The sequence below is a fragment of the Luteimonas sp. J29 genome (genome assembly GCF_000472505.1).
In the GTDB taxonomy this organism is placed as follows: Bacteria; Pseudomonadota; Gammaproteobacteria; order Xanthomonadales; family Xanthomonadaceae; genus Luteimonas.
The window spans coordinates 117,058-143,665 of the sequence record NZ_AWZR01000003.1 but is presented as its reverse complement, the minus strand read 5'-3'; the positions used below and the strand labels follow the sequence as shown (position 1 = coordinate 143,665).

Genomic DNA, 26,608 nt, shown 5'->3' with positions numbered 1-26,608 from the left:
TGGCTTGGGGGGCGCCATGACCAATCCGGGCGACGAACGGGATCCCGACCGCACCGAGCTGCTTGCGACGCGTTCGCCTTCCGCGCCGGCCGAGGGTGGCGCGACGCTGCCGCCGGGCACGCGCGTGGGGCGCTACCGCATCGAGGCGCTGCTGGGCCGGGGCGGGATGGGCGAGGTGTACCGCGCCGAGCAGCTGGAGCCCGTGCGGCGCACGGTGGCCCTGAAGCTGCTGCGCGCGCGCGCGATCGACGTGCGGCGCAAGGCGCACTTCGAGGTCGAGCGCCAGGTGCTGGCGCAGATGCGGCATCCGGCGATCGCCCAGATCCACGACGCCGACACCACGCCCGACGGCCATCCGTTCTTCGCGATGGAGTTCATCGACGGCGCGCCGATCACGCGCTACTGCGAGGAACACGCGCTGCCGCTGGCGCAGCGCCTGGCGCTGTTCATCGAGGTCTGCGAAGGCGTGCAGCATGCCCACCAGAAGGGCGTGATCCACCGCGACCTCAAGCCCGGCAACCTGCTGGTGGACGAGGTCGACGGGCGCCCGCGCCCGAAGATCATCGACTTCGGCATCGCCACCGCCACCGGCGCGGGCAACGGGCGCGAGATCGCCGGCACGCCCGAGTACATGAGCCCGGAGCAGGCGACGGGCGACCAGTCGCTGCTCGACACGCGCAGCGACGTCTATTCGCTGGGCGTGGTCCTGAGCGAACTGCTCACCGGCCGGCGCCCGGTGGCGCAGGGCGAGACCCGCACCGCCGACAGCCATACCCTGCGCCTGCCGTCGGAGCAGCTGCGGACCCTGGCCCCCGGCGAGGCCGAGCGGGTCGCGCGCAGTCGCTGCCAGCCCCTGCCGAGGTTGCGGCGCGTGCTGCGCGGCGAACTGGACTGGGTGGTGGCGAAGGCCATGCAGCACGACCGCGGCCGCCGCTATCCCTCGGCGGCCGCGCTTGCCGACGACCTGCGCCGTTTCCTCGACGGCCGGCCGCTGCTCGCGGTGCCGCCGGCGCGCGGCTACGTGATGCGCAAGTTCGCACGCCGCCACCGCGCTGGGATCGTGGCCGCATCGGTGGCCCTGTTCGCGCTGCTCGGCGGCCTGGCGCTGTCGCTGCACGGCCTGATGCAGGCGCGCGCGCAACGGGCGATCGCCGAACAGCGCAGCGAGCAGCTCGAGCGGGTGGCCGCGTTCCAGCAGTCGATGCTGGAGGAGATCGACATCGAGGCGATGGGCCTGCGCCTGGGCGAGGACCTGCGCGAGCAGGTGGCGCGCAGCGCGCCGGGCATGGCCAGCCAGCTCGAGCAGGTGCTCGGCAAGGTGAGCACGGCCGACCTCGCGCGCTCGCTGATGGAGGCTAGCGTGCTGGCGCGCGCCGAGGACGCGATCGCGCGCGACTTCGCCGACCAGCCGGGGCTCGCCGCGGACCTGCGCGAGGCTTCCGGACGCGTGCACGAGGCGCTGGGGCTGTACGCGGGCGCCGAGCGGACCCTGGCCAGGGTGGTCGATTGGCGCCAGTCCGTGCTCGGGCCGCGCGACCCGGCGACATTGCGCGCGCGCCGCGCGCATGCCTCCGTCTTGCGCCAGCTGTCGCGCTACGACGAGGCGCGGACACTGCTGGAGGCAGCGCTGGCCGACGCGTCCGCCCTGGCGCCCGACGACGAGACGCGCGGCATGCTCGAGCTCGAGCTCAGCGAGGTACAGGCCCTGCAGGGCGACCTGCCCGGCGCGCGCGCCGCCAAGCAGGCGCTGCTGGCGCGGCTCGAACCCTCGCGGGGCGGCGAGGACCGGCTGGTGCTGCAGGTGAAGTCGGGCCTGGCGATGCACATGGCGCGCATGGGCGACCTGCCCGAGGCGCGGGCGATGTTCGAGGAGGTGCTTGCGACCAGGCGGCGGCTGCTGGGCGACGACCACGCCGACACCGTCGCCAGCATGAGCGCGCTGGCCATCGCCCTGGCGATGCACGGCCAGTCGCACGATGCGGTGGAACTGCAGCGGCAGGTCGTCGCGGTGCAGGAGCGGCGCCTGGGCAGCGAACATCCCGACACGCTCGCCGCGCGCGGCAACCTGGCGAGCATGCTCAGCGACAGCGGCGACACCGAAGGCGCGATCGGCGAGGCCGAGGCCGTGGCGGAGGCGCGGCGCCGGGTACTGGGGGCGGAGCATCCGGTGACCCTGCGCGGGATCCTCAACCTGGCCAGCCTGCGTGCCCGGCTGGACGACTTCGAGGGCGCGTTGCCGCTCGAGGAGCAGGTCCTGGAAGCGCGCACGCGGCTGCTCGGACCGGAGCACCCGGACACGCTGTTCATCGCCCTCAACCACGGCATGACCTTGAGCCGCGCCGGCCGCTTGCGGGAGGCACAGGACCTGTTCGCCGCCACCATGCCGCGCGCGCTCGAGGTGCTGGGGACCAGGCATCCGCAGTACCAGCTGGCGATGACCGCCTGGGGCATCACGCTGGAGGACGCGGGCGACCTGGCCGGCGCCGCCGCGCGCCTGGGCGAGGCGCTGGCGCTGCGCGAGCAGTCCCTGCCGCCGGGGGCGCACCAGGTGGTCGATACCGCCTGGTCGCTGGCGCGGGTGCTGCGCGCGGCGGGCAGGACCGCGGAGGCCGACGCGGTGCACGCACGCGTGGTGGCGCCGTTGCTCGCCGCCGATCCCGATACGCTCGACCCGCGCCAGCGCACCCTGCGCGAGCACATCGAGGAGCAGCTCGCCGACGCCGCCGGCCCGCGCGCGGGCGCGGTCGCCGGGCGCCACTGACGCCGGGTCACTCGCCGGGCTTGGCCGCCTCCACCGGCGCGCGCGTGGCCGCGCGGCGCTGGAGCATGGTCTCGCGATGCGCGATGTAGCCGTTGGCGCCGAGCACGATCGCCGCGCCAGCCAGGGTCCAGATGTCGATGGTCTCGCCGAACAGCCACCAGCCGAAGCCGACCAGCACCGGCAGCTGCACGAAGCTGATCGGCTGCAGCGCCGAGACCTCGCCCAACGCCAGCGCGCGCGTCCACAGCAGCTGGCCGAAGGTGCCCATCACGCCGGTGGCGACCAGCCACGCCCAGGCCGTCGGCGATGGCCACACCCACTGGACCAGCGCCGGCAGCAGCGACATCGGCACCCAGAACACGTAGGTGTAGAACACGACGGTGTCGGCCGGGTCGAAGCGCGAAAGCTGCTTGATCTGGATCGCGACCAGGGCGGCGAACAGCGCGCCCAGCAGGGCCACCACCATGCCGGGCGTGAACCCGGTCCCCGGACGCAGGATCACCAGCACGCCCAGGAAGCCGGCCGCGACCGCGGCCCAGCGGCGGATGCGCACCCGTTCGCCCAGCCACAGCGCGGCGCCGATGGTGACGAACAGCGGGGTGGCGTAGGACAGCGAGATCGCCTGCGCGAGCGGCAGGTGGCCCACCGCCCAGAAGCCGCACAGCATCGAGGCCAGGCCGATCGAGGTGCGCGCCAGGTACAGCCCGACGTGGCGGGTGCGCGGCAGTCCCGCGCCGCGGCGCAGGATGAACGGCATCAGCGCGACCAGGCCGAACAGGTTGCGGAAGAACGCGATCTCGGTGGTCGGCACCGTGGCGGTCGCGTAGCGGATCGCCAGCGCCATCATCGCGAACGACAGGGTACTGCCAAGCATCAGCAGCGCGGCGCGGCCGTAGGCCGAGGCGGGACGGCGGGGCGCGGAGAGGTTCACCACTGCGCGCCGATGATCCGTGGCTCCGGCTCGAGCGGCACGCCGAAGCGCTCGTCCACCGAGGCCGCGATGCGCCGTGCCAGCGCCAGCAGCTGCGCGCCGGTGGCGGCGCCGCGGTTGACCAGCACCAGCGCGTGCCGTTCGGAGACGCCGGCGTCTCCGTCGCGATGGCCCTTCCAGCCGCAGGCGTCGATCAGCCACGCCGCCGACAGCTTGCGGCGGCCGGCATCCGCGCCGGCGAACACCGGCAGGCCGGGATGGCGCGCGGCCAGCGCCTCGGCCTGCGCCACGGGCACGACCGGGTTCTTGAAGAAGCTGCCGGCGTTGCCGACCACGGCCGGGTCGGGGAGCTTGCTCCGGCGCAGGGCGCACACCGCATCGAACACCTGCATCGGGGTGGGCTCGGCGATGCCGGCGCCTGCCAGCGCCTCGCGCACGCCGGCATAGCCGGTGCGCGGCGCGGCCGTGCGCGGCAGCGAGAACTCCACCGCGGTGACGATCCAGCCCTGGCCGTCGCGCTTGAACACGCTGTCGCGGTAGCCGAAGCCGCATTCGGCCGGGCCGAGCCTGCGCATGCCCGTGCCGGGTACGAACGCCTCGACCGCATGCACGAACTCGCCGACCTCGACCCCGTAGGCGCCGATGTTCTGGATCGGCGCCGCCCCCACGGTCCCGGGGATCAGGGCGAGGTTCTCCAGGCCGCACAACCCGTGTTCGAGGGTCCAGCGCACCAGCGTGTGCCATTCGGCGCCTGCCTCGGCGCGCACCACCGCGCGGTCGCCCGCGTCGTCGACGATGGCGATGCCGCGCGCCTGCAGCGACAGCACGGGCCCGGGCGCGTCGCCCGCGAACAGCAGGTTGCTGCCGCCGCCGAGCACCAGCGGCGGCTCGCCGCCGGCGTGCCCCAGCGCCGCGGCGAGGGCGTCCAGGCGCATGAGCTCGATCAGCAGCGGCGCGCGCGCCGGGACCCGGAAGGTGTTGCGGGCACCGAGGTCGGCGTCGCGGACCAGGCGCAGGCCCTCGCTCATGCCGCGCTCACAGCACCGGCACGTTGCCGCGGCTCGGTGCCTCCTTGCGCCGGCGGATCGCTTCCACGCATTCCCCGATCAGGGCCGGCCCGCGGTATACCAGGCCGGTGTAGACCTGCACCAGCGACGCACCGGCCGCCATCTTCTTGACTGCGTCGGCGCCCGACATGATCCCGCCCACGCCGACCAGCGGGATCGCCTCGGGCATGCGCGTGCGCAGCATGCGCAGCACCGCGGTGGACTTGTTCATCAGCGGCTCGCCCGACAGGCCGCCGGTCTCGCGCGAGAGCGGGTCGTCCTGCACCGCGATCCGCGAGACGGTGGTATTGGTGGCGATGACGCCATCCACCTGCAGGTCCGACAGTACCCGCGCGGCGGCGTGGACGTCGTCGTCGGAAAGGTCGGGCGCGATCTTGACCAGCATCGGCACCCGCTTGCCGTGCCGGGCGCCCAGCCGTTCCTGGGCCTCGCGCAGCGAGCCGACGAGGCGGCGCAGCGCCTGCTCCTCCTGCAGCTCGCGCAGCCCGGCGGTGTTGGGCGAGGAGATGTTGACCGTGACGTAGTCGGCCAGCGGATACACCCGTTCGAGGCAGAACAGGTAGTCGTCGATCGCCGACTCGTTGGGCGTGTCCTTGTTGCGGCCGATGTTGATGCCAAGAGGCCCGGTGCGGCGCCGCGCGCGCTCGACGTTGCGCACGAGCACGTCGACGCCGTCGTTGTTGAACCCCAGGCGGTTGATCAGCGCGCGATAGCGCGGCAGGCGGAACATGCGCGGGGCGGGGTTGCCCGGCTGCGGCCGCGGCGTGACCGTGCCGACCTCGACGAAGCCGAACCCGAGCCCGAACAGCGCGTCGACGTGGGCGCCGTTCTTGTCCAGGCCCGCGGCCAGGCCGACCGGGTTCGGGAATTCCAGCCCCAGCACGCGCGTGGGGAACGGCCGCGGCGGCGCCCCGAGCAGGCGGCCCAGGCCGAGTCCCTGCACGCAGTCGAGCGCGCGCAGGCCGGCATGGTGGGCGCGCTCGGCTTCAAGCGCGAACAGCAGCGGGCGCAACAGGCCGTACATCTCAGTTCTGCACCCCCAGCCAGACCAGGCCACCGAGCACGAAGAAGACCAGCAGCAGGCCGATCAGGGTCAGGGCCAGCATCGCGTAGCCGAGGATGAGGCCGGCCAGCGCCAGGCCGCCGCCCTCCATGCGCTCCGGTGCGCGCGCGATCTCGCCGCGGGCGAGGTGGCCGGTGACGATGGCCACGATGCTGCCCAGCCATGGCAGGACGGTCCAGCCGAGGATGCCCGAGACCAGGCTGACGATGGCCAGGGTGCTGGTCTGGCGGGGCGGGATGCTCATCGATGCGACTCCGGAACGGGAAGGACCACGGGCAGGGAAGGGGGCTCACCGGGGCTCGGGGGGCAGGCGGCCGTCGCGCAAGGCCTCGGCCCAGACGTCGAACCCACGGCTACGCGCGCGTTGCACGGCCGCGGCATGGTCGTATTCGACGGCGATCAGCTCCACGTCCCAGGTGCCGCTGTCGCGCTGCAGCATCGCATATCGCGCGGCGGGAGTCCCGCTCTGCATGACATGCGGATACGGCTCGGTGCCGCGGAACGCCGGCAGGCCGACGCTGCCCGGGTTCACGCACAGCCGGCCGTCGGCCAGGCGCAGCGCCCTGGGCACGTGGGTGTGGCCGCACAGCACCAGTCCGGCGTCGTGGCCGTCCAGCGCCGGGGCGACCTCGGCGGCCGTGGCCGGGCGCGGGCCGTCGGGCTCCACCCGTTCGAGCAGGTAGTCGATGTCGCTCCGGGGCGAGCCGTGCACGAGCAGCGCTGCGCCCGCGAAGCGGGCCTGGGCGGGCAGGCCGGCGATCCACGCCAGGTGCCCGGACGACAGCGCCTCCCGGGCCACCCGGTCGGACTCGCGCATCCGCTCCGGATCCGCCAGCAGCTGGCGCTCGTGGTTGCCGCGGATGGTCAGCGCCGGGACCGTCATCAGCAGGTCGACGGTCTCGGCCGGCCACAGCGGGCCCGAGGCCACGTCGCCCAGGTTGACCAGGGCGTCGCAGCCGCGGGCGCGGATGTCCGCCAGCACCGCCTCGAGCGCCGGGAGGTTGCCGTGGACGTCCGAGATCGCTGCGATGCGCACGGCCCGTCCCCGCCGACCTCAGAGCTCGAAGACGATGCCCTGGGCGAGCGGCAGCGCGTCGGAGTAGTTGATGGTGTTGGTCTGGCGCCGCATGTACGCCTTCCACGCATCCGAGCCCGACTCCCGGCCACCGCCGGTCTCCTTCTCGCCGCCGAAGGCGCCGCCGATCTCGGCGCCCGAGGTGCCGATGTTGACGTTGGCGATGCCGCAGTCCGAGCCGGCCGCCGACAGGAACGCCTCCGCGATCTTGAGGTTGGTGGTGAAGATCGCCGACGACAGGCCCTGCGGCACGTCGTTCTGCATCGCGATCGCGTCCTCGAGCCGCTCGTACTTCATCACGTAGAGGATCGGGGCGAAGGTCTCGGTCTGCACCACCTCGGCGTCGTTGGACAGGCCGGTGATGATGGTCGGCAGCACGAAGAAGCCCTTGCGGTCGGTCAGCGCGCGGCCGCCGCTCTCGACCGTGCCGCCCAGCGACCTGGCCTTCTCGATCGCCGCCAGGTAGGCGTCCACCGCCGACTGGCTGTTGAGCGGACCCATCAGGTTGGCCGGGTCGGTCGGGTCTCCGATCTTCTTCTCCACCTGCGCGTAGGCCGCCTTGAGCCGCGCCAGCACGTCGTCGTAGATCGAGGCGTGCACGATCAGGCGCCGGGTGGTGGTGCAGCGCTGGCCGGCGGTGCCCACCGCACCGAACACGATCGCCGGGATCGCCAGCTTCAGGTCGGCGCTCTCGTCGACGATGATCGCGTTGTTGCCGCCGAGCTCCAGCAGCGAGCGGCCCATGCGCCGGGCCACGCGTTCGCCGACCACGCGGCCGACCTTCGTCGAGCCGGTGAAGCTGATCAGCGCCACGCGACGGTCGTCGACCAGGCGCTCGGCCAGCGCGTTGTCGGTGTCGTTGAACATGAAGAAGATGTCGGGGAAGCCGCCCGCGCGCAGCGCCTCGTTGCAGATCTTCATCGAGGCGATCGCCGAGAGCGGGGTCTTGCCCGACGGCTTCCAGATCGAGATGTCGCCGCAGACCGCGGCCACGAACGAGTTCCAGGCCCAGACCGCGACCGGGAAGTTGAAGGCCGAGATGATCCCGACCAGGCCCAGCGGGTGCCACTGCTCGTACATGCGGTGGCCGGGGCGCTCGGAATGCATGGTCAGGCCGTAGAGCTGGCGCGAGAGGCCGACGGCGAACTCGCCGATGTCGATCATCTCCTGCACCTCGCCATCGCCCTCGGGCTTGGACTTGCCCATCTCCAGGGCCACCAGCGAACCCAGCGCGTCCTTGTGCCTGCGCAGGGCCTCGGCGCACAGGCGCACGGCCTCGCCGCGGCGCGGGGCGGGGGTGGTGCGCCAGACCTTGAAGGCGGCCTGGGCGCGCTCGACGATGGTCTCGTACTCGGCTTCGGTGCTGGTGGAGACACGGCCGATCGTTTCGCCGGTGGCCGGGTTGACCGGTTCGAGCACGCCGGCGCCGCCGCGGCCCCATTCGCCGTTGCCGAGGTAGGTGCCGGATTCCTCGGCCCCCAGGCCGAGCGCTGAGAGGACGGGGTGGGTCATTCGAAAGGCTCCTGTGCGCCGCGGCCGCATGGCGGCAGGGGGCGCGTGAATGGGTGGCGCCCCCGGCGCGATTCGAACGCACGACCTTCCCCTTAGGAGGGGGACGCTCTATCCAGCTGAGCTACGGGGGCAGCAGTGGCGGGGATTTTCGCATGCGGACCCGGAATCCCCAACCGTGGCCGCGGCGTACGCCGGGCCGGGACCGGGGCGATGAACCGGCCCTGACCCCGGGGCGCCGCTGGCGGTACCGCGGCCCATCGGACGCGCCTGCGTGCACGCGCCCGTCTCGCCGCGCCCACTAGGGTGGCCCCCATGACCAGTCCACACCTCTCACAGCAGCAACCCACGCGCGCCGACGACGGCATCACGGCGCGGTTCCTGTCCTTCATCGCCGATCCGGCGTTTCCCTGCGTCGGGTCCAAGGCCGCGCTGGCGCGCGACGCGATCGAGCCGCACGAGTTCGGGCGCCTGGGCGACCGCGCCAACGACGCGCCGCTGCTCGACGTGCTGGCGCGGTTCGGGGCGCGCGACGATGCCGGCGGCGAGGGCGACACCACGGTCCGCTCGTGCGTGGCCCTGTTCGACGGCCCCTGCGACACCGACGAGCGCCGCTTCGAGGCGATGCTGTGGTCGCAGCTCCAGCGCCTGCACGACCTCGACGTGCGCCGCGGCCGGCGCTGGGCCGCGGGCGTGAGCCGCGACCCGGACGACCCGCGCTTCAGCCTGACCCTGGCCGGCCATCCCTATTTCGTCATCGGCCTGCACCCGGGCGCGTCGCGCATCGCGCGGCGCTTCGCCTGGCCGGCGCTGGTGTTCAACTCGCACCGCCAGTTCGACCGCCTGCGCGCGGACGGGCGCTACGCCAAGATGCAGGCGGCCACGCGTGCCCGCGACATGACCCTGCAGGGGTCGCTCAACCCGAACCTGGCCGACTTCGGCAGCGCGGCCGAAACGCGCCAGTACAGCGGGCGCGCGGTCGGGCCCGACTGGAAGTGCCCGTTCCACCCGAGGTCCACCGAATGAGCGGGGAGGTCGAGGCCGGACGCATCGCGCCGTGCTCGGGCCATGCCCTGGAACTGGAGGCGGGCGACGAACTGGTGGTGATCGATCCGATGGGCGAGCAGGTCAGCGACCTCACCGCGTTCGCGCGCGAGGACACCGCCGAATACCTGTCTTCTGGCCGCTCCATCGACTACGCGTCGAAGCTCTGGCTCACCACCGGCGACGTGCTGTACTCCAACCGCAGCCGGCCGATGCTGACCATCGTCGAGGACACCTGCGGCCGCCACGATTTCACCCTGACGCCGTGCTCGAAGGAGATGTTCGAGGCGCTCTACGGCGAGAACCCCGGACGCCCGGGCTGCGAGGGCAACCTGGCCAGCGCGCTGGCGCCGTGGGGGATCGGCCGCGACCGGATCCCGGTGGCCTTCAACATCTTCATGCGGGTGGACTTCGACCCCGCCAGCGGACGCGTGTCGGTGCTGCCGCCGCTCAGCCGGGCCGGCGACTTCGTGCGCCTGCGCGCGGAAATGCCGCTGGTGGTGGCGATGACCGCGTGTTCGGCAGGACAGTCGAACAACTTCAGCTACAAGCCCATCGACTGGCGGGTCGAGCGCCGTGGCGCGACCCGGGCGCAGGTCGCGTCGCCGGCCGGGGGCTGAGGTTCCCGGCCGGCGACGCGCCGCCGGTCACGGCGTGACGACGATCTTCCCGCGCATCAGCGCCGAATGGCCGGGGAACGAGCAGAAGAAGGTGTAGTCGCCACCGGCCTTGAGGCGGTTGCCCGGGATCGTGGCCGACGTGGTCTCGCCGCCGCCGATCAGCTTGGTCGCGCCGAGCACGCGGGCGTCGCCGGCGGGCAGGTAGCCGGCCGCGGCACCGGCCTTGATGCCGTCGCGCGCGAGCGCGTCGGCGTCGGCGGTGGCGGCGACCACGATGTTGTGGCCCATCGCCGCCACCGGGAGCTTGCCGGTGTGGACCAGTTCCAGGGAGATGCTCTTGCACGCGGCCGAGACGGTCACTTCCTTCTGGTCGAACTGCATGTTGTCGCCCGCCTCCAGCTTGATCGCGCAGTTGGGGGCGGCCTGCGCCACGCCGGCGCAGCCGAGCAGGGCGAGGGCGAGGAGGGTCTTGCGGATGTCCATGGCATTGCTCCGTGGGGTCGGGTTCGTTTCGTTGGCGCCATCATCGCGCAGCCGCCGCCCGCGTGCCTTGACCTGGATCATTCCGCGGCCGAGGGCGGGCGCCGGTTCATGCGCGCGACAGGCGTTCACGGCAGGGGCCGGCAGCCCAGCGCCGCGAGCACGCCGTGCAGCGCCGGCACCTGCATCAGCCACGGCCCGGCGATGGTGAGCAGGCCCGCGGCAAGCACCAGGGCCGCGGCGGCGTTGCGCAGGCCGGGTCGCTGCAGCCACAGGCCCATGCGCTGGCCCGACCAGGTCAACGGCAGCATCACCGGCAGCGTACCCAGGCCGAAGGCGAGCATGGTCAGGGCGCTGTTGCGCGGATGGGCCTGCAGCCAGGCCACGGTCAGCAGGCTGTAGCTGAGCCCGCAGGGCAGCCAGCCCCAGAGCGCGCCGATGCCCAGCCGCCGCGGCAGGGTGTCGGCCGGCAGCAGCCTGCGCTGCAGCGGCCGCAGCCACTCCCAGGCGCGGTTGCCGGGCTGGGCCAGGAGCCGCGGCAGGATCCGCACGCCGAGCAGGCGCAGCCCCACCACCACCAGCGCCAGGCCGGCCAGCGCGCGCAGCGAGATGCCCAGCCAGGGATTGCGCAGCACTCCCACGAGCCCGTGCCCGAACGCGCCGACGACCAGGCCGGCGAGGGTGTAGCCGCCGATCCGGCCGAGGTTGAGCTGCAGCGCGCCGTTCCAGCCGCCGCCCGGCGCGGTCGCCGACAGGCCGGTGGCGATGCCGCCGCACATGGCCACGCAGTGCAGGCCGCCGAGCAGGCCCGCGGTCAGCGCGCCGAGCAGGACCAGCCAGTCAACCGGCATCGCGCGGCGAATCCTCTTGCTGCGCGGCGGGCGCGTCGGGCGGCGGCGCGGGCCGGTCGTCGTCGGTCAGGATGTCGAGCGCCGGCGTGTCCAGGTCGTCGAACTGGCCGCGGCGCACCGCCCACACGAAGGCCCAGATCGCCAGCCCCAGCAGTACCAGGCTGATCGGCACCAGCATCAGCAGGATCCTCATGACGGCCTCCGGGCCAGGCGCAGGGCGTTGAGCGTGACCAGCAGCGAGGAGCCGGCCATGCCGATCGCGGCGACCAGCGGGGTGACCAGGCCGGCCGCGGCGAGCGGCACCGCGAGCACGTTGTAGCCCAGCGCCCAGCCGAAGTTCTGCCGGATCACCCGGCGCGAACGCCGCGCCAGCCGGACCGCGGCCGGAATCCGCAGCAGGGTGGGCCCGGTCATCACCAGGTCGGCCGCGCGCTGGGCCAGGGCCGCGCCACGGTCCATCGCCAGCGAGACGTCGGCGCCGGCGAGCACCGGCGCATCGTTGAGGCCGTCCCCGACCATGGCCACGATCCGGCCCCGGGACTGCAGCTCGCGCACGACCGCCAGCTTGTCTTCCGGCCGCTGGCGCGCGTGCACGTCGTCGATGCCGAGCGCGGCGGCGGCCGCCTGCACCGGCGCGGCCGCGTCGCCGCTGCACAGGTGCAGCCGGAGGCCGAGCGCGCGCAGCGCGGACACGGCTTCGGCGGCATCCGGGCGCAGGGTCTCGCGCAGCACGAAGCGCGCGACCGCGGACCGTCCGTCGCCGAGCCAGATCGCGCCATCGTCCGCGCCGCCGCCCGCGAACGCCGCCTGGCCCAGGCGCCAGTGGCGGCCCTGGACCACGCCTTCCACGCCGTGGCCGGGCACGCTGCGCGCGTCGGCGACCGCGAGCCTGGCGTCGGCCTGGGCGAAGGCGGCGGCGAAGGGATGGCCGGCGTCGCGCTCCAGCGCGGCGGCGATCGCGAGCGCCGCGTCGCGGTCGAAGCCGGCGAAGGTCTCCACCCCGGCCAGTACCGGGCGTTCGTCGCTCAGCGTCCCGGTCTTGTCGAACACCAGGTCGGTGGCCTTGGCCAGGGTGTCGAGCGCGTCGGCGCGGGTGGCCAGCACGCCGGCGCGGGCGAGTGCGCCGTGCGCGGCGGCGAGCGCGGTCGGCACCGCCAGCGACAGCGCGCAGGGACAGCTGATCACGAGCAGGGCGAGGGTGACCTCGAACGCGCGCGACGGATCGTGGATGCGCCAGCCGAGGTACACGAGCGCGGCGGTGGCCAGCAGCCCGACCACGAAGCGGCTGCCCACGCGGTCGGCCACGCGCGCCAGGCGCGGGCGGTGGGACTGGGCCTCCTCCACCAGCCGGGTGAGCTGCGACAGCCGCGTCTGCGGCCCGGTGCAGGTCACCCGCACCCGTGCCGGCGCCTCGCGGTTGACCGTGCCGGCGTACACCGTGTCGCCCGGCTCGCGCCGCACCGCGCCGGGTTCGCCGGTCAACAGGGATTCCTCGAGCCAGGCCGGCCCGTCGAGCAGCACGCCGTCGGCCGGCACCGGCTCGCCCGCGGCCACGCAGGCCACGTCGTCCACGCGCAGTTCCGACAGCGGCACCGACTCGCGGCTCCCGGAAGAGGTCTCGCGGGTGGCGAACGCCGGCCGCGCCCGCGCCAGCGCGTCGACCTGGGCGCTGGCCACGTTGCGCGCGCGCTGCTCGAGCATGCGCGCGGCCAGCAGCAGGAACACGAACATCACCGCCGCGTCGTACCAGACGTGGGCGCCGCCGCGGATGGTCTCGAACACGCTGGCGAAATAGGCCAGCAGGGTGGAGGTGGCGATCAGCGTGTCCATGCCGACGTGGCGCTCGCGCAGTTCGCGCCACATCCCGGCCAGGAACGGCCAGCCGGAGTAGAACACCACCGGCGTGGACAGCAGGAAGGTCAGCCAGCGGAAGAAGTCGCGCGTGGCCGGCGCCATGGTGCTGTCGAAGTCCAGGTACAGCGCCTCGGCCATCATCATGGCCTGGAACATGCCGATGCCGGCGATGCCCAGCCGCAGCAGCCAGCGGTTGCGCTCGGCGATGCGCGCGCGCTCGCGGGCGTCGCCGGTGGCGAGGTAGGGGCGGTAGCCGAGCGAGGCCAGGCGCCGCAGCACCGCCGAGAGCGGAGTGCGGCCGGGGTCCCAGTCGATGCGCACGCGCCCGGTGACCGCATTGGCGGTGACCTCGCGCACGCCGGGCTCGCGCGCCAGCGCCTTCTGGATCAGCCAGGCGCAGGCGGCGCAGCGCATGCCGTCGGTGAGCAGGGTGATGCGGCGGCCGCCGTCGACGGCGTGGGCGTGCTCGCGCAGCAGGTCCTCGCGGTCCCATGCCGACAGGTCGGGCAGGTCGTCGCCGACGCGCCCGGCGGCGGCGGTGCGCAGGCGGTAGTAATCGCCGAGGTCGGCGTCGCGGATCCAGCGGGCCGCGGCCAGGCAGCCGTCGCAGCAGTAGGGATTGCCGTCGGCGTCGCGGACCTGCGCGGCGCCGCTGCGCGACGCGGGCTCGCCGCAGTGGGCGCAGGCGGGGCCGGCGGCGGTCGATTCCTGCGCCAGCGCCCCGGTGCCGAGGCCCGCGGTGCGCGCGTTCATCGTCGTGGCCGGCCGCGCGCCGTCACGGCCCCAGCGCCGGCGCCAGCCGGACCGCGCGCTGCTCGCGCGGCATGCGGCCCTGCAGCCGCCAGCTGCCGTCGGTGGCGGTGAGCAGCACCACCCAGTCGTGGCCGTGGTCGACCTCGCCGTCGCCGCGCCAGCCGGTGTCGTCGGGCGAGAGGTCGAACTCGACGTCGCCGTCCTCGCGGCTGGGATGCTGCAGGACCAGGCGGACCGGCGCGCCGCGGTCGAAGTCGCCGGTGGCCGCGATCACCTGGACCACGCCCTCGTCGGCGCGCAGCACCGCACTCAGGCCGAGCTCGCGGGCCCGGGTGTCGGGGCCGAGGTCGGCGGTCTGGATCTGCGACACCCGCTGCACCTCGTCGCGCACCACGTCCGCGCCGCCGCTGCGGGTGGCGATCACCACCAGGCTGACGCCGGCCACGACGGAGGCCAGGGGCAGGCCCACCACCAGCCACATGACCGGGGTCTTCCACCAGGGCTTGTGTTCGCGATCGTCCATCACATCGGTCCGAAGAAGCTGCTGTCGACCACTTCGCGGCTCGCGCCGTCCTCGCTCTCGACCACGAAGCGGATGTCGTTGCGCCCGCTGGCGCCGTCGGTCGCCACCACCACCACCGGCACCGCGAGTACCGCGCCGGCGGGCACCGGCACCAGGCCGTCATTGTCGCGCAGTTCCAGCCCCGGGGCGCCCTCGACCGCGATCCTGAACCGGCGCTCGGCATCGGCCTTGTTCACCAGCTTCAGGGTGTAGGCGTTCTCGACCAGGCCGTCGGCGGTTTCGCGGTACAGCGCATTGCGGTCGCGCAGCGCCTCCACGATGAGGTCCGAGCGGGTGCCGACGCCGACCGCCCAGGCCACGATGAACCCCGCCAGCAGCATCCCGTAGAGGATGATGCGCGGCCGCAGCACGCGCGTGGGCCTGCCGTCGATCGCGTTCTGGGTCGAATAGCGGATGAGCCCGCGCGGGTAGCCCATCTTGTCCATGACCTCGTTGCAGGCGTCGATGCACGCGCCGCAGGCGATGCACTCGTACTGCAGGCCGTTGCGGATGTCGATGCCGGTCGGGCAGACCTGCACGCAGATGGTGCAGTCGATGCAGTCGCCGAGCTGCTCGGGGCCGAACTTCGGCAGCGGCTCGACCTCGCGCAGGTCCCCGTCCCAGGTGATCGTGCCCTTGGCGTGCGCGGCCTGGGTGGCCGCCGACGGATGCTTGCTGGCGCGGAACACGTAGTCGTAGGCCGTGTTCGGGTCGAGCAGGCCGCGGGCGCGCTCGAGCACGCTCGCCAGGCCGCGCTTGCGCGGGCCGCGCGGCTCGCCGCGCATCGGGTCGTAGGCGATGATCAGGGTGTTGCGGTCGAACATCGCGCTCTGGAAGCGCGCGTACGGGCACATGTACTTGCACACCTGCTCGCGCAGGAAGCCGGCGTTGCCCCAGGTGGCGAAGGCGTAGAACAGCACCCAGAACGTCTCCCAGCCGCCCCACGACAGGGTGGCCAGGCGCGCGCCCAGGTCGGTGATCGGGGTGAAGAAGCCGACGAAGGTGAAGCCCGTCCACAGCGCGAACGCCGCCCACAGCACGTGCTTGGCGCCCTTGCGCAGGACCTTTTCCCGGGTCCAGGGGCTGGCGTCGAGCTTCATCCGCTTCGGCCGGTCGCCCTCGGTCCAGCGTTCCATCCACAGGAACACCTCGGTCCAGACCGTCTGCGGGCAGGCGTAGCCGCAGAACAGCCGCCCGGCCAGGGCGGTGAAGAAGAACAGGGCCAGCGCGGCGATGATCAGCAGCAGCGCCAGGAACAGGAAATCCTGCGGCCAGAAGGTCAGGCCGAAGACGTGGAACTTGCGCGCGGGCAGGTCGAACAGCACCGCCTGGCGGCCGTCCCAGCGCAGCCACGGGAACAGGTAGAACATGCCCAGCAGCCAGACCACGGCCGCCACCCGCAACCGGCTGAGGGTGCCGGACACGTCGCGCGGATAGACCTTGCGCTCCTTGACGTAGAGCGAGCCGCCCTCGTCGACGACGTCGATGGGGATGTGACGGCTCATCGCGCGTTTCCGGCGCGCTGGCCGGGGCGCGCGGGGAGGGGCGGCCTGGGGGAAAGGAGGATCATCGGCAGTGGCTCCACCGGTTCACGATCACGGCGTGGCTGATGGCGGTGCGGACGGCTTCCGCCGCCCACCAGTATCGGGGTGGGACGGGCGCGGCCAAAGCGACAGAATGTCCCAGGGGCCGGCCCGGGAGTTCGGGGGATGCCGCGGCGCCGTCGGCCGGGTTCAGTCGGGCGGCAGGGGCCGGTTGAAGCGGCTCGCCGGGCGCAGCAGGATCCAGGTGAACAGGCTGGAGGCGGCGGTGGCCGCCCAGAACATGAAGAAACCGAGGGTGTAGCCCAGCTCGCGGGTCAGCGGCAGCGACGGGAAGGTCATGTCGCGCAGCTCGATCGGGTCGATGAAGGCGAAGAACACCATGGTGCACACGCCCGCGGAGAAGAAGCTCGGCCACAGGATCGCGCCGACCCGCTGCGCCATGGGGCGCGGCGGGTGGTCGAAACGTGGCTGGGTGAAGTCGGTCATTGCCGTGCCGGTGGAGGGTCCGCCTGGCTGGAGTTTGACAAAGACCACACGTAGGCCGCCACCAGGCGCGAGCGGGTCTCGCCCAGCAGGTCGCGGTGGGCGGGCATGACGCCGTGCCGGCCCTCCATGATCGTGGTGCGGATGCTCTCCAGGGTATTGGGGTAGAGCGTCTCGCGGACGGTCAGGTTCGGGGCGCCCAGTTCCGGGTTGCCCTTGCCCTCGGGGCCGTGGCAGGCCACGCACAGGCCGTCGAAGTACTTCTTGCCGCGCGCGGCCATGTAGTCGTTGCGCAGCGTGGCCTCGACGTCCGGCGTGCGCAGGGCGCGCACGTAGGCGGCGGTCTGGGTGATGGCGACGTCGCCGCCCATGCCCGCGAGCACGGTACCCAGCGGCGGCATGATGCCCTCGCGGCCGTCGAGCACGGTCTCCAGGATCCGCTCGGGCGCGCCGCCCCAGTTCCAGATGTCGTCGGTCAGGTTGGGGTAGCCGGGCGCGCCCTTGGCCGCGGAGCCGTGGCAGGCCGCGCAGGTGTTGGCGAAGATCGAGCGGCCCAGCTCCAGGGCCTGCGGGTCCTGCGCCAGCTGCGGCAGCGGCCGCCCTGCATAGACCGCGAAGGTCTCCTCGAGCTGGCGGTCGCGGCGGGCCTTCTCGGCGTCGTGCTCGGCCGCCGAGCTCCAGCCGCCGAGGCCGGGCAGGTTGCCGAAGCCGGGGAACCAGGCCAGGTAGGCGATGCTGAACACGATGGTGATGTAGAACAGGTTGATCCACCACCTCGGCAGCGGTTTGTTGTACTCGGTGATGTCACCGTCCCAGACGTGGCTGGTCTCCTCCGGGCGCGGATCGCCCGGGCGCCGGCGCGCCGTCCACCACAGCAGCCAGACGCAGCCCCCGATGTTGAGCACCACCAGGGCGATGACGTACAGCGACCACGCATTGCTCATCGGGAGGACTCCTCGTCGTCTTCCAGCGGCAGGCGCGCAGCCTGCTCGAAGTCGTGCTTGCGCCTGGGGCTCCAGGCCCAGATCCAGCCGCCGATGAAGCACACCAGCAGCACTGCGGTGACGATTCCGGAGATCATGGCGTTTCCCCCGCCCGCGGCGCGTGCCGCCCCAGGCCCTGCAGGTAGGCGACGATGGCGTCGAGTTCGGTCTTGCCGGCCACCGCCTCGCTCGCGCCGGCGATGTCCTCGTCGGTGTAGGGGTCGCCCAGGCGCTGCAGCGCGCGCATGCGGCGCTGCACCTCGGCGGCATCGACCCTGTTGGCGGCCAGCCAGGGATAGGCCGGCATGTTCGACTCGGGCACGACGTCGCGCGGGTTGTTCAGGTGCACGCGGTGCCAGTCGTCGGAGTAGCGCCCGCCCACGCGCGCCAGGTCGGGGCCGGTGCGCTTGGAGCCCCACTGGAACGGACGGTCGTAAACCGATTCCCCGGCCAGCGAGTAGTGGCCGTAGCGCTCGGACTCGAAGCGCAGGGTGCGGACCATCTGCGAGTGGCAGTTGTAGCAGCCTTCGCGGACGTACACGTCGCGCCCGGCCAGTTCGAGCGCGGGGTAGGGCTCGACCCCGGGCAGCGGCTCGATCGCCTCGGCCTGGTACATGAGCGGGACGATCTCGGCCAGGCCCCCGAAGGAGACCACCACCGCGATCAGCACCGCCATCAGGCCGACGTTCTTCTCGACCTTCTCGTGGGCGTGGGAGTTCGCGCTCATGCCTGCGCTCCTGCGCGCGCCGCGACCGGCGCCGTGTCATGGGAGGAATCGGGGGGAAGGACCGGCTGGTCGGCGGCGACCGCGTTGGCGCTGCGATAGGTCTTCCACACGTTGAGCGCCATCAGGAACATGCCCGACAGGACCACCACGCCGCCCAGCAGGCGCACCAGGTAGTACGGATAGGTCGCGTTGAGCGCCTCGACGAAGCTGTAGGTCAGGGTGCCGTCGTCGTTGGTGGCGCGCCACATCAGGCCCTGCATCACGCCGGCGATCCACATCGAGGCGATGTACAGCACCACGCCGATGGTGTGCAGCCAGAAGTGCAGGTCGATCCACTTGGTCGAGTACATCTCGCGGATGCCGAGCATGCGCGGCATCAGGGCGTAGATCGCGCCGATCGAGATCATCGCCACCCAGCCCAGGGCGCCGGCGTGGACGTGGCCGATCGTCCAGTCGGTGTAGTGGGACAGCGAGTTGACCGTCTTGATCGACATCATCGGCCCCTCGAACGTGGCGATCATGTAGAAGCTGACCGCGACGATGAGGAACTTCAGGATCGGGTCGGTGCGCAGCTTGTGCCACACGCCCGAGAGGGTCATGATCCCGTTGATCGCGCCGCCCCAGCTGGGCGCGAGCAGGATCAGCGAGAACACCATGCCCAGCGACTGCACCCAGTCGGGCAGGGCGGTGTACTGCAGGTGGTGCGGTCCGGCCCACATGTAGACAGCGATCAGCGCCCAGAAGTGCACGATCGACAGCCGGTACGAATACACCGGGCGCCCGGCCTGCTTGGGCACGTAGTAGTACATCATCCCGAGGAAGCCCGCGGTCAGGAAGAAGCCCACCGCGTTGTGGCCGTACCACCACTGCACCATCGCGTCGACCGCGCCGCTGTACACCGGGTAGGACTTGCCCAGCCCGGCGGGGATCGAGATGTTGTTGACGATGTGCAGCAGCGCGATCGCGATGATGAACGCGCCGTAGAACCAGTTGGCCACGTAGATGTGCTTGACCCGGCGCTTGGCGATGGTGCCGAAGAACAGGACCGCGTAGGCCACCCAGACCGCGGTGATCAGCAGGTCGATCGGCCACTCGAGTTCGGCGTACTCCTTGCCCTGGGTCAGGCCCAGCGGCAACGTGATCGCGGCCGCGACGATCACCGCCTGCCAGCCCCAGAACACGAACGCCGCCAGCCTGTCGCTGAGCAGGCGCACGTGGCAGGTGCGCTGGACCACGTGCAGGCTGGTGGCGAACAGCGCGCAGCCGCCGAACGCGAAGATCACCGCGTTGGTGTGCAGCGGGCGCAGGCGCCCGTAGCTGAGCCAGGGGATTCCGTGGGTGAGGTCGGGCCAGTACAGCTGGGCGGCGATGAGCACGCCCACTGCCATGCCGACGATCCCCCAGACCACGGTCATGACCGCGAACTGGCGGACCACCTTGTCGTTGTACGTATCTGCAGCGGCCTGTTGCATGGCGCGTCCCGGGTTTGAACGATGACAGGGTAGGAGGGACGCGGCGGCGGGGCCTTGATCACGATCAATCCGCCCCGGAGGTCACAGGTTCCGGCCGCGTCCGGGCGCGCCAGCGGCCCGCGTCCACGGGGGACGGCGGGTGTTCGGCATGGTCGGGCCCGCGGCCATTATCGCCAGCGGCACCCTGGACCGTGCTGGACAAATTGCCCCAGCGCGGGCCGGACGCTTGATCAGGGTCAAGGCGCGCGGGCCCGGCGAAGGGGAGACTGCGCCGCATGCAGACCACCACCTCCACCGTCCAGCCCGATCGCGCCTGGCGCTTCGACCCCGAGCTGCTGCGGCGCTACGACCGGCCGGGACCGCGCTACACCTCGTACCCGACCGCGCCGCATTTCGCGGAAGGCTTCGGCGAGGAGGACTTCCGCGACGTCGCCCGGCGCAGCAACGACGACCCGATCCCGCGCCAGCTGTCGCTGTACGTGCACGTCCCCTACTGCCGCAGCCCGTGCTTCTACTGCGGCTGCAACCGGGTCATCACCCGCGACGAGTCGCGCGGCCGGACCTACCTGGACCGGCTGCTGCGCGAGGTCGCGATGGTGGCGCCGCTGTTCGACCGCGACCGCGAGGTGGTGCAGCTGCACCTGGGCGGCGGCACCCCCAACTTCCTCGCCCCGCGCCTGCTGGGCGAGCTGGTGGCCGGACTGGGCCGCCAGTTCAGCTTCAGCCACGCCCTGGACCGGGATTTCTCGATCGAGCTCGACCCGCGGTTCGTCTCGCCGGCCGACATCGAGACCCTGTCGGCGATCGGCTTCAACCGCACCAGCCTGGGCGTGCAGGACTTCGACCCGAAGGTGCAGGAGGCGATCAACCGCGTCCAGGGCGTCGACGAGACCCTGGCGATCATCGACGCCTGCCGCCGATTCGGCATGCGCTCGGTCAACGTCGACCTGATCTACGGGCTGCCGCTGCAGACCCTCGAGGGCTTCGGGCGCACGCTCGACACCGTGATCGCCGCGCGCCCCGACCGGCTGGCGATCTACGGCTACGCGCACATGCCGCGCCTGTTCAAGGCCCAGCGCCAGATCCGCGACGAGGACCTGCCGGACCCCGAGACCAAGCTGGCGCTGCTGGAACTGGCCGTGCAGCGGCTGGGCGACGCGGGCTACGAGTACATCGGCATGGACCACTTCGCCCTGCCGGGGGACGAACTGGCGCGGGCCCGGTGCGAAGGCGGCCTGCACCGCAACTTCATGGGCTATACCACCCATGCCCAGACCGACCTGGTCGGTTTCGGGGTCAGCGCGATCAGCCACGTCGGCGAGAGCTACACCCAGAACCACCGCGACCTGCCTTCGTGGGAGGCGGCCATCGACGAGGGCCGGCTGCCGTTGTGGCGCGGGCTGGTGCTGGGGACGGACGACGTGATCCGCGCCGGGCTGATCCAGCAGCTGATGTGCCAGGGCGAGATCGACACCCGCCAGGTCGAGCGCACCTGGGGCATCGACTTCGGGGAATACTTCGCCGACGCCCTGGCCGCTCTGCGCCCGCTGCAGGACGACGGCCTGGTGCAGTGCCCGCCGGGCCGGATCCGGGTCACCCCGCGCGGACGCGCCCTGTTGCGTATCATTGCCATGTGCTTCGACCGGTATCTGGACAACCAGGGCGAGGGAACGCGGTATTCCCGGACCATCTGACCTGCCATCCGGCCTGGCAGCGGGGCGGCGTGCGTGGCTGAACGCGAACACCCGGGAGCGGTCCGCGGGACCCCGATCGCCGACGACGGCGACGAATTCACGTTCTGCAGCACCTGCGCGTTCTCGGCGGCCTGCCTGTCGGAGGGCTACGACAAGAGCCAGCTGCGCGACCTGCACGTGCTGGTCGAGCACGTGGGGCCGTTCCGCGAGGGCGACCACATCTTCCGCGAGGGCGACCCGTTCAACGCCATCGCCGCGGTGCGCGGCGGCACGGTCAAGACCTACGTGAACGACGCCAGCGGCCGCGAGCAGGTGCTGGGCTTCTTCCTGCCGGGCGAGGTGATCGGGCTCAACGCGATCGCCAGCGCCCGCTACCCGTGCAACGCGGTGGCGCTGGACACGGTGATGCTGTGCCGGTTCTCGTTCCCGATGATGGCCACGCTCGCCAGCCGCATGCCGGGCCTGCAGCGGCACCTGTTCAACCTGCTCAGCCAGGACATCGGCAAGGCCTCGCTGCTGGCCGGCAACTACACCGCCGACGAGCGCCTGGCGGCGTTCCTGGTGCTGCTGTCGCGGCGCTTCGCCGAGCGCGGCTTCTCGGCCACGCGCATGCGCCTGACCATGGCCCGGACCGACATCGCCAACTACCTGCGCCTGGCGCCCGAAACCGTGAGCCGGGTGCTGCGCCGGCTGCAGGACGAGGGCGTGCTCAGGGTCGACCGCCGCGACCTGGAGATCCTCCAGCCCGCCGTGCTGGGCGAACTGGCCCACCACGTCCTGCGCGACTGAGCCGCGCGTCCTCCTCCCCACGCCGGGCCTCGCCCGAAAGCCCGATCTCTCCCTCCTCGCCTGCGGGGAGGGCCGGGGTGGGGCACCTCGCCCCGCTCCCGGCCGATGGCCGCACGCCCGGGTCCCGCCGGATGCGAGGCGCCGCCATCGCGCGAACGCCCCGGGCGCCGGCCTCCCGCGCCGCTTCCCCCCGGCCGCACGGACGACATCCACCCCTGCTTGACGTAGGTCAAGGTGGGGGTCGTCGCGTCGCAAGACGATGCGCCGGACCCTGAATGAGGTTCCGGAACCATGGATTCGACACGCAAGCTCTGGGCAGGACTGGCGCTCCTGCTGTTCGCCTCGTTCGCCGCCCTGTTGTGGATCGGCAGCGAGATCCACCGCCAGGCGCCCCCGATGCCCGAACGGGTGGTCACCACCGACGGCACCGTGGTCTACACCCGCGCCGACATCGAGACCGGGCGCCAGGTCTGGCAGTCGATCGGAGGCCAGCAGCTGGGTTCGATCTGGGGCCACGGCGGCTACGTCGCCCCGGACTGGGGCGCGGACTGGCTGCACCGCGAGGCCGAGGCGATCCTCGACGCCTGGGCCGCGCGCGAGCACGGCGTCGACTCGTACCAGGCGCTGGACGAGCCAACCCGGGCCGCCTACGCCAAGCGCGTGCAGGCGCTGCTGCGCCCCAACACCTGGGACGCGGACACCGGCACCATCACCGTCGACGCCGAGCGCGCCGCGGCGATGGCGAAGGTCTCCGCGCACTACGAAAGCCTGTTCTCCAACGACCCGGCCACGGCGGAGCTGCGCGAGGCCTACGCCATGCGCAACGACACCGTGCCGGACCCGGAGCACCGCCGCCAGCTCGCCGCGTTCTACTGGTGGGCGGCCTGGGCCTCGGTGACCGAGCGCCCGGGTTCGCAGATCAGCTACACCGCCAACTGGCCGCATGACGCCCTGGTCGGCAACACCCCGCCGTCCAACCTGCTGATCTGGACGGTGTTCAGCGTGCTGTTCCTGATCGCCGGCGTCGGCCTGCTCGGCTGGCACTACGCCACCGGCCACGGCGAGGAGATGCAGCCGGTGCTGCCGAAGTCCGATCCGCTGGCCTCGATCCGGGTCACGCCCTCGATGCGCGCCACCGCGAAGTACTTCTGGGTGGTGATCGCGCTGTTCCTGGTGCAGATCCTGCTGGGCGCGACCACCGCGCACTACCAGGTCGAGGGCCAGGAGGCCTACGGCTTCGCCCTGTCCGAGATCCTGCCGTATTCCCTGACCCGCACCTGGCACACGCAGCTGGCGGTGCTGTGGATCGCCACCGCATGGCTGGGCATGGGCCTGTACATCGCCCCGGCCATCTCCGGGCACGAGCCGAAGTTCCAGCGCCTGGGCGTCAACGTGCTGTGGACCTGCCTGCTGGTGATCGTGGTCGGTTCCTTCGCCGGACAGTGGATGGCGGTGATGCAGAAGCTGGGCCTGGCCCACAACTTCTGGTTCGGCCACCAGGGCTGGGAATACGTGGACCTTGGGCGGTTCTGGCAGTGGTTCCTGTTCGTCGGCCTGCTGCTGTGGCTCACCCTGGTCGGCCGCGCGCTGTGGCCGGCGATGCGCAAGGGCGCGGAGTCGCGCTCGATCGTGGGCCTGCTGTTCCTGTCGGTGGTCGCGATCGGCGTGTTCTATTCGGCCGGCCTGATGTGGGGCGAGCACAGCCACCTGTCGATGGTCGAGTACTGGCGCTGGTGGGTCGTGCACCTGTGGGTGGAAGGCTTCTTCGAGGTGTTCGCGGTGGCGGTGATCGCCTTCCTGTTCACCCGCCTGGGCCTGCTGCAGGTGCGTTCCGCCACCATCGCGGTGCTGTTCGCCACCATCATCTTCATGGCCGGGGGCGTGCTTGGCACGCTGCACCACCTGTACTTCGCCGGCACCCCGACCGCGGTGATCGCGCTGGGCGCCAGCTTCTCGGCGCTGGAAGTGGTGCCGCTGGCCTACGTGGGCTTCGAGGCCTGGCACAACTACCGGCTGGGCAAGGCCACGCCGTGGATGGCGAAGTACAAGTGGCCGATCATGTTCTTCCTCGCGGTGTCGTTCTGGAACCTGGTGGGCGCCGGCCTGTTCGGCTTCCTGATCAACCCGCCGCTGCCGCTGTACTACATGCAGGGCCTGAACCTGACCGCCAACCATGGCCACACCGCGATGTTCGGCGTGTACGGGATGCTCGGCATCGGCCTGATGCTGTTCTGCCTGCGCGGGCTGAAGCCCGACCTCCGGTGGAACGAACGCCTGCTGAAGACCAGCTTCTGGTCGCTCAACATCGGCCTGGCCGGCATGTCGCTGTTCACCCTGCTGCCGCTGGGCATCCTGCAGCTGGATGCGGCGATCGAGCACGGCTACTGGTACGCGCGCTCGGCGGAATTCATGCAGCAGCCGATCGTCGACCTGCTGGTGTGGATGCGGGTGCCGGCCGACACGGTCTTCAGCGTCGGCGCCCTGGCCCTGGCCTGGTTCGTGTTCCGGCTGTGGGTGGCGCCCAGGCGCGATGCGCTCCCGGCCGCGGACGCGGCGCTGGCCAGGGCGGGTTCCTAGGCGCAGGGAGCGCGGCGCGGTTGCGCACCCCGGCGGCCGGGATACGGCAGCCGGGGTGCACCCGTTCCGCGCGGATCAACTGGACGGAGGTGTTGCCATGACGGACGCGCGGCGGATCGACATCGCCCTCAACCCCGACGTGGAAATCGATGCCGCACTGGTGGCCGGCGGGCTGGGGCTGGAGGTCGGCGAGTTCCGCGAGCTCATGGAGCAGCGCAGGATCACCGTGCTGTGCGAACGCGGCACCGGCGAGGACGCCGGGCTGTATCGCGCGACCTTCTACCACGGCGCGCGGCGCCTGCGGCTGGTGGTCGACGCCACGGGAACGCCCGTGGCCCATCCAACCGCCACGCACCCGCGGTAGGAGCGGCTTCAGCCGCGACCGGCTCCCTTCAGTTGCCGATGACTGCAGGGGCGTCCGGGTCGCGGCTGAAGCCGCTCCTACGGGACAGGTGCGGGGGAAAGCGGCCGCGGCTTGACCTGCGTCAACGTCCCCTTCGCCCGGCCGGACGATGATGGACGCCATGACCACGCTCGCTGGATCCCGCCCGTCGCCGGGCCTGCTGGCCGCGGCCCCGCACCGGCTGATGTTCTTCATCGGCGCAGGCAACCTGCTGCTGGCCATGGCCTGGTGGGCGGCGTGGCTGGCCGCGCAGCGCTGGCCGGGGCTGCTGCAGGTGCCCGATGCCGCCGCGTATCCCGGCTGGCTGCATGCCTTCGTCATGCAGTACCAGGTCCTGCCGAGCTTCTTCTTCGGCTTCCTGCTCACCGTGTTCCCGCGCTGGATGGGCCTGCCCGACGTCCCGCGCTGGCGCTACGTGCCGGTGGGGGTGGGCATGTTCGGCGGCCAGGCGGCGATGCTGCTGGGCGCGCTGGGGCTGGAGGTGGCGCTGGTGGTCGGCCTGTTCATGACCGTGGCCGGCTGGTCCGCGGGCACCTGGATCCTGGCGCGGCTGGTGCGGTCCGAACGCGGCACCACCTGGCACGCGCGCTCGTGCCTGGCGGCGATGGGGCTGGGGCTGGCCGGCGTGCTGTGCTTCGGCGCCTTCCTGCTGGGTGGCCCGGCGTGGTGGGTGCTGGTCGCGATCAAGCTCGGCACCTTCGGCCTGCTGCTGCCGGTGTACCTCACGGTCGCGCACCGGATGTTCCCGTTCTTCGCCGCGAACGTCGTGCCCGGCTACGTGGCGTGGCGGCCGATGTGGGTCCTGGCCGCGGCCTGGGCGCTGGCAATGGCGCACCTTGCGCTGGAAGTCGCCCACGCCTATGCCTGGCTCTGGATCGTGGACCTGCCGATGCTGGCCCTGTCGCTCGTGTGCCTGTGGCGCTGGTGGCCGCGCGGGCGCGCGCCCGGGCTGGCGTCGGTGCTGTTCCTCGGCCTGCTGTGGTGGCCGGTCACCTTCGCGCTGTTCTCGGCCCAGAGCCTGGCCTATCTCGCCACGGGCGCGTTCGTGCTGGGCCGTGCGCCGGCGCACGCGCTGTTCATCGGCGTGTTCGGCAGCCTGCTCGTGGCGATGGTGAGCCGCGTCACCCAGGGACACTCCGGTCGGCCGCTGCGGATGTACCCGCTGGCCTGGTGGGCCTTCGTCGGGATCCAGGTGGCGGCGGTGCTGCGCATCGTGGCCGAGGTGCTGCCCGACGCGCTGGCCTGGCAGGCGCTGGCGGCGCTGGCGTGGCTGCTGGCGCTGGCGCCGTGGGTGGCGCGCATCGGCACGATCTACCTGTCGCCGCGCGCGGACGGCAAGCCGGGATGATCCCGTTGTCACGCGCGC

At 72.2% G+C, this 26,608-nt stretch carries 25 protein-coding genes and 1 tRNA gene; 8 read left to right on the top strand and 18 right to left on the bottom strand.

The annotated features are described in order from the left end of the window. Positions 1–16 precede the first annotated feature (16 nt). Positions 17–2,761, top strand: a complete 2,745-nt coding sequence (locus LUTJ29_RS0105685) for a serine/threonine-protein kinase (protein ID WP_027071692.1) — start codon at positions 17–19, stop codon at positions 2,759–2,761. 7 nt (positions 2,762–2,768) lie between these two features. Here LUTJ29_RS0105685 and LUTJ29_RS0105680 read toward each other — a convergent pair whose 3' ends face one another. The 7 genes from LUTJ29_RS0105680 to LUTJ29_RS0105650 form a co-directional block, all read right to left on the bottom strand. Continuing rightward, positions 2,769–3,635: a DMT family transporter gene (locus LUTJ29_RS0105680; RefSeq protein ID WP_051322784.1), complete on the bottom strand. Its 867-nt coding sequence runs from the start codon at positions 3,633–3,635 to the stop codon at positions 2,769–2,771. 53 nt (positions 3,636–3,688) lie between these two features. Beyond that, on the bottom strand, positions 3,689–4,720 hold the full coding sequence (murB, locus tag LUTJ29_RS0105675) for a UDP-N-acetylmuramate dehydrogenase (protein ID WP_027071690.1): 1,032 nt from the start codon (positions 4,718–4,720) through the stop codon (positions 3,689–3,691). 7 nt (positions 4,721–4,727) lie between these two features. Continuing rightward, positions 4,728–5,783 (bottom strand): quinone-dependent dihydroorotate dehydrogenase, encoded by a 1,056-nt coding sequence (locus LUTJ29_RS0105670; RefSeq protein ID WP_027071689.1) that lies wholly within the window; start codon positions 5,781–5,783, stop codon positions 4,728–4,730. 1 nt (position 5,784) lies between these two features. Further along, entirely contained in the window at positions 5,785–6,066 is a 282-nt protein-coding gene (locus tag LUTJ29_RS0105665; protein WP_027071688.1) for a DUF4190 domain-containing protein, read from the bottom strand. A 45-nt stretch (positions 6,067–6,111) separates the two neighbouring features. Further along, the gene (locus tag LUTJ29_RS0105660) at positions 6,112–6,858 is read right to left on the bottom strand and encodes a metallophosphoesterase family protein (protein WP_027071687.1); all 747 of its coding nucleotides are present in this window, start codon (positions 6,856–6,858) and stop codon (positions 6,112–6,114) included. Between the two features lie 18 nt (positions 6,859–6,876). Then, positions 6,877–8,409 carry an aldehyde dehydrogenase family protein gene (locus LUTJ29_RS0105655; protein WP_027071686.1) on the bottom strand — a complete coding sequence of 511 codons (1,533 nt, stop codon included), beginning with the start codon at positions 8,407–8,409 and terminating at the stop codon, positions 6,877–6,879. 54 nt (positions 8,410–8,463) lie between these two features. Continuing rightward, positions 8,464–8,540, bottom strand: a tRNA-Arg gene (locus LUTJ29_RS0105650). 181 nt (positions 8,541–8,721) lie between these two features. Here LUTJ29_RS0105650 and gntA point away from each other — a divergent pair. Together gntA and LUTJ29_RS0105640 are read left to right on the top strand one after the other, a co-directional pair. After that, complete coding sequence (gntA, locus tag LUTJ29_RS0105645) at positions 8,722–9,432, top strand: guanitoxin biosynthesis heme-dependent pre-guanitoxin N-hydroxylase GntA (RefSeq protein WP_027071685.1); 711 nt, start codon at positions 8,722–8,724, stop codon at positions 9,430–9,432. Next, positions 9,429–10,070: an urea carboxylase-associated family protein gene (locus LUTJ29_RS0105640; RefSeq protein WP_027071684.1), complete on the top strand. Its 642-nt coding sequence runs from the start codon at positions 9,429–9,431 to the stop codon at positions 10,068–10,070. Before gntA ends, LUTJ29_RS0105640 begins: the two co-directional genes overlap by 4 nt. Before the next feature lie 27 nt (positions 10,071–10,097). Here LUTJ29_RS0105640 and azu read toward each other — a convergent pair whose 3' ends face one another. The 11 genes from azu to ccoN all read right to left on the bottom strand — a co-directional run bounded on the left by azu (position 10,098) and on the right by ccoN (position 19,779). Beyond that, positions 10,098–10,553 (bottom strand): azurin, encoded by a 456-nt coding sequence (gene azu / locus LUTJ29_RS0105635; RefSeq protein ID WP_027071683.1) that lies wholly within the window; start codon positions 10,551–10,553, stop codon positions 10,098–10,100. 125 nt (positions 10,554–10,678) lie between these two features. Then, on the bottom strand, positions 10,679–11,401 hold the full coding sequence (locus LUTJ29_RS0105630) for a sulfite exporter TauE/SafE family protein (RefSeq protein ID WP_027071682.1): 723 nt from the start codon (positions 11,399–11,401) through the stop codon (positions 10,679–10,681). Then, entirely contained in the window at positions 11,391–11,594 is a 204-nt protein-coding gene (ccoS, locus tag LUTJ29_RS0105625; RefSeq protein WP_027071681.1) for a cbb3-type cytochrome oxidase assembly protein CcoS, read from the bottom strand. The genes LUTJ29_RS0105630 and ccoS overlap by 11 nt, the downstream gene beginning before the upstream one ends. Then, positions 11,591–14,008, bottom strand: coding sequence for a heavy metal translocating P-type ATPase (locus LUTJ29_RS0105620; protein ID WP_027071680.1), 2,418 nt, complete (start codon positions 14,006–14,008; stop codon positions 11,591–11,593). Before LUTJ29_RS0105620 ends, ccoS begins: the two co-directional genes overlap by 4 nt. 22 nt (positions 14,009–14,030) lie before the next feature. Then, positions 14,031–14,531: a FixH family protein gene (locus LUTJ29_RS0105615; protein WP_027071679.1), complete on the bottom strand. Its 501-nt coding sequence runs from the start codon at positions 14,529–14,531 to the stop codon at positions 14,031–14,033. Beyond that, entirely contained in the window at positions 14,531–16,075 is a 1,545-nt protein-coding gene (locus LUTJ29_RS0105610) for a 4Fe-4S dicluster domain-containing protein (RefSeq protein ID WP_027071678.1), read from the bottom strand. The genes LUTJ29_RS0105615 and LUTJ29_RS0105610 overlap by 1 nt, the downstream gene beginning before the upstream one ends. A gap of 228 nt (positions 16,076–16,303) precedes the next feature. After that, a complete protein-coding gene (locus LUTJ29_RS0105605) occupies positions 16,304–16,600 on the bottom strand; it encodes a hypothetical protein (RefSeq protein WP_027071677.1) in 297 nt (98 codons plus the stop codon). Further along, on the bottom strand, positions 16,597–17,541 hold the full coding sequence (ccoP, locus tag LUTJ29_RS0105600) for a cytochrome-c oxidase, cbb3-type subunit III (RefSeq protein ID WP_027071676.1): 945 nt from the start codon (positions 17,539–17,541) through the stop codon (positions 16,597–16,599). Before ccoP ends, LUTJ29_RS0105605 begins: the two co-directional genes overlap by 4 nt. Beyond that, positions 17,538–17,678 carry a CcoQ/FixQ family Cbb3-type cytochrome c oxidase assembly chaperone gene (locus LUTJ29_RS18335; RefSeq protein WP_084524696.1) on the bottom strand — a complete coding sequence of 47 codons (141 nt, stop codon included), beginning with the start codon at positions 17,676–17,678 and terminating at the stop codon, positions 17,538–17,540. The genes ccoP and LUTJ29_RS18335 overlap by 4 nt, the downstream gene beginning before the upstream one ends. After that, positions 17,675–18,307 (bottom strand): cytochrome-c oxidase, cbb3-type subunit II, encoded by a 633-nt coding sequence (ccoO, locus tag LUTJ29_RS0105590; protein WP_027071675.1) that lies wholly within the window; start codon positions 18,305–18,307, stop codon positions 17,675–17,677. Before ccoO ends, LUTJ29_RS18335 begins: the two co-directional genes overlap by 4 nt. Continuing rightward, entirely contained in the window at positions 18,304–19,779 is a 1,476-nt protein-coding gene (gene ccoN, locus LUTJ29_RS16315) for a cytochrome-c oxidase, cbb3-type subunit I (protein ID WP_043740582.1), read from the bottom strand. The genes ccoO and ccoN overlap by 4 nt, the downstream gene beginning before the upstream one ends. A gap of 275 nt (positions 19,780–20,054) precedes the next feature. On the opposite strand from ccoN, the gene hemN reads away from it, so the two are divergent. The 5 genes from hemN (at position 20,055) to LUTJ29_RS0105560 (ending at position 26,590) form a co-directional block, all read left to right on the top strand. Then, a complete protein-coding gene (gene hemN / locus LUTJ29_RS0105580) occupies positions 20,055–21,473 on the top strand; it encodes an oxygen-independent coproporphyrinogen III oxidase (RefSeq protein ID WP_027071674.1) in 1,419 nt (472 codons plus the stop codon). A 33-nt stretch (positions 21,474–21,506) separates the two neighbouring features. After that, the gene (locus LUTJ29_RS0105575) at positions 21,507–22,262 is read left to right on the top strand and encodes a cyclic nucleotide-binding domain-containing protein (protein WP_051322739.1); all 756 of its coding nucleotides are present in this window, start codon (positions 21,507–21,509) and stop codon (positions 22,260–22,262) included. Positions 22,263–22,553: 291 nt separating this feature from the next. Next, on the top strand, positions 22,554–24,839 hold the full coding sequence (locus LUTJ29_RS0105570; protein ID WP_027071672.1) for a nitric-oxide reductase large subunit: 2,286 nt from the start codon (positions 22,554–22,556) through the stop codon (positions 24,837–24,839). 97 nt (positions 24,840–24,936) lie between these two features. Beyond that, positions 24,937–25,203, top strand: coding sequence for a DUF6522 family protein (locus LUTJ29_RS16310; protein ID WP_043740581.1), 267 nt, complete (start codon positions 24,937–24,939; stop codon positions 25,201–25,203). 160 nt (positions 25,204–25,363) lie between these two features. Then, positions 25,364–26,590, top strand: coding sequence for an NnrS family protein (locus LUTJ29_RS0105560; RefSeq protein ID WP_232221157.1), 1,227 nt, complete (start codon positions 25,364–25,366; stop codon positions 26,588–26,590). Positions 26,591–26,608 lie beyond the last annotated feature (18 nt).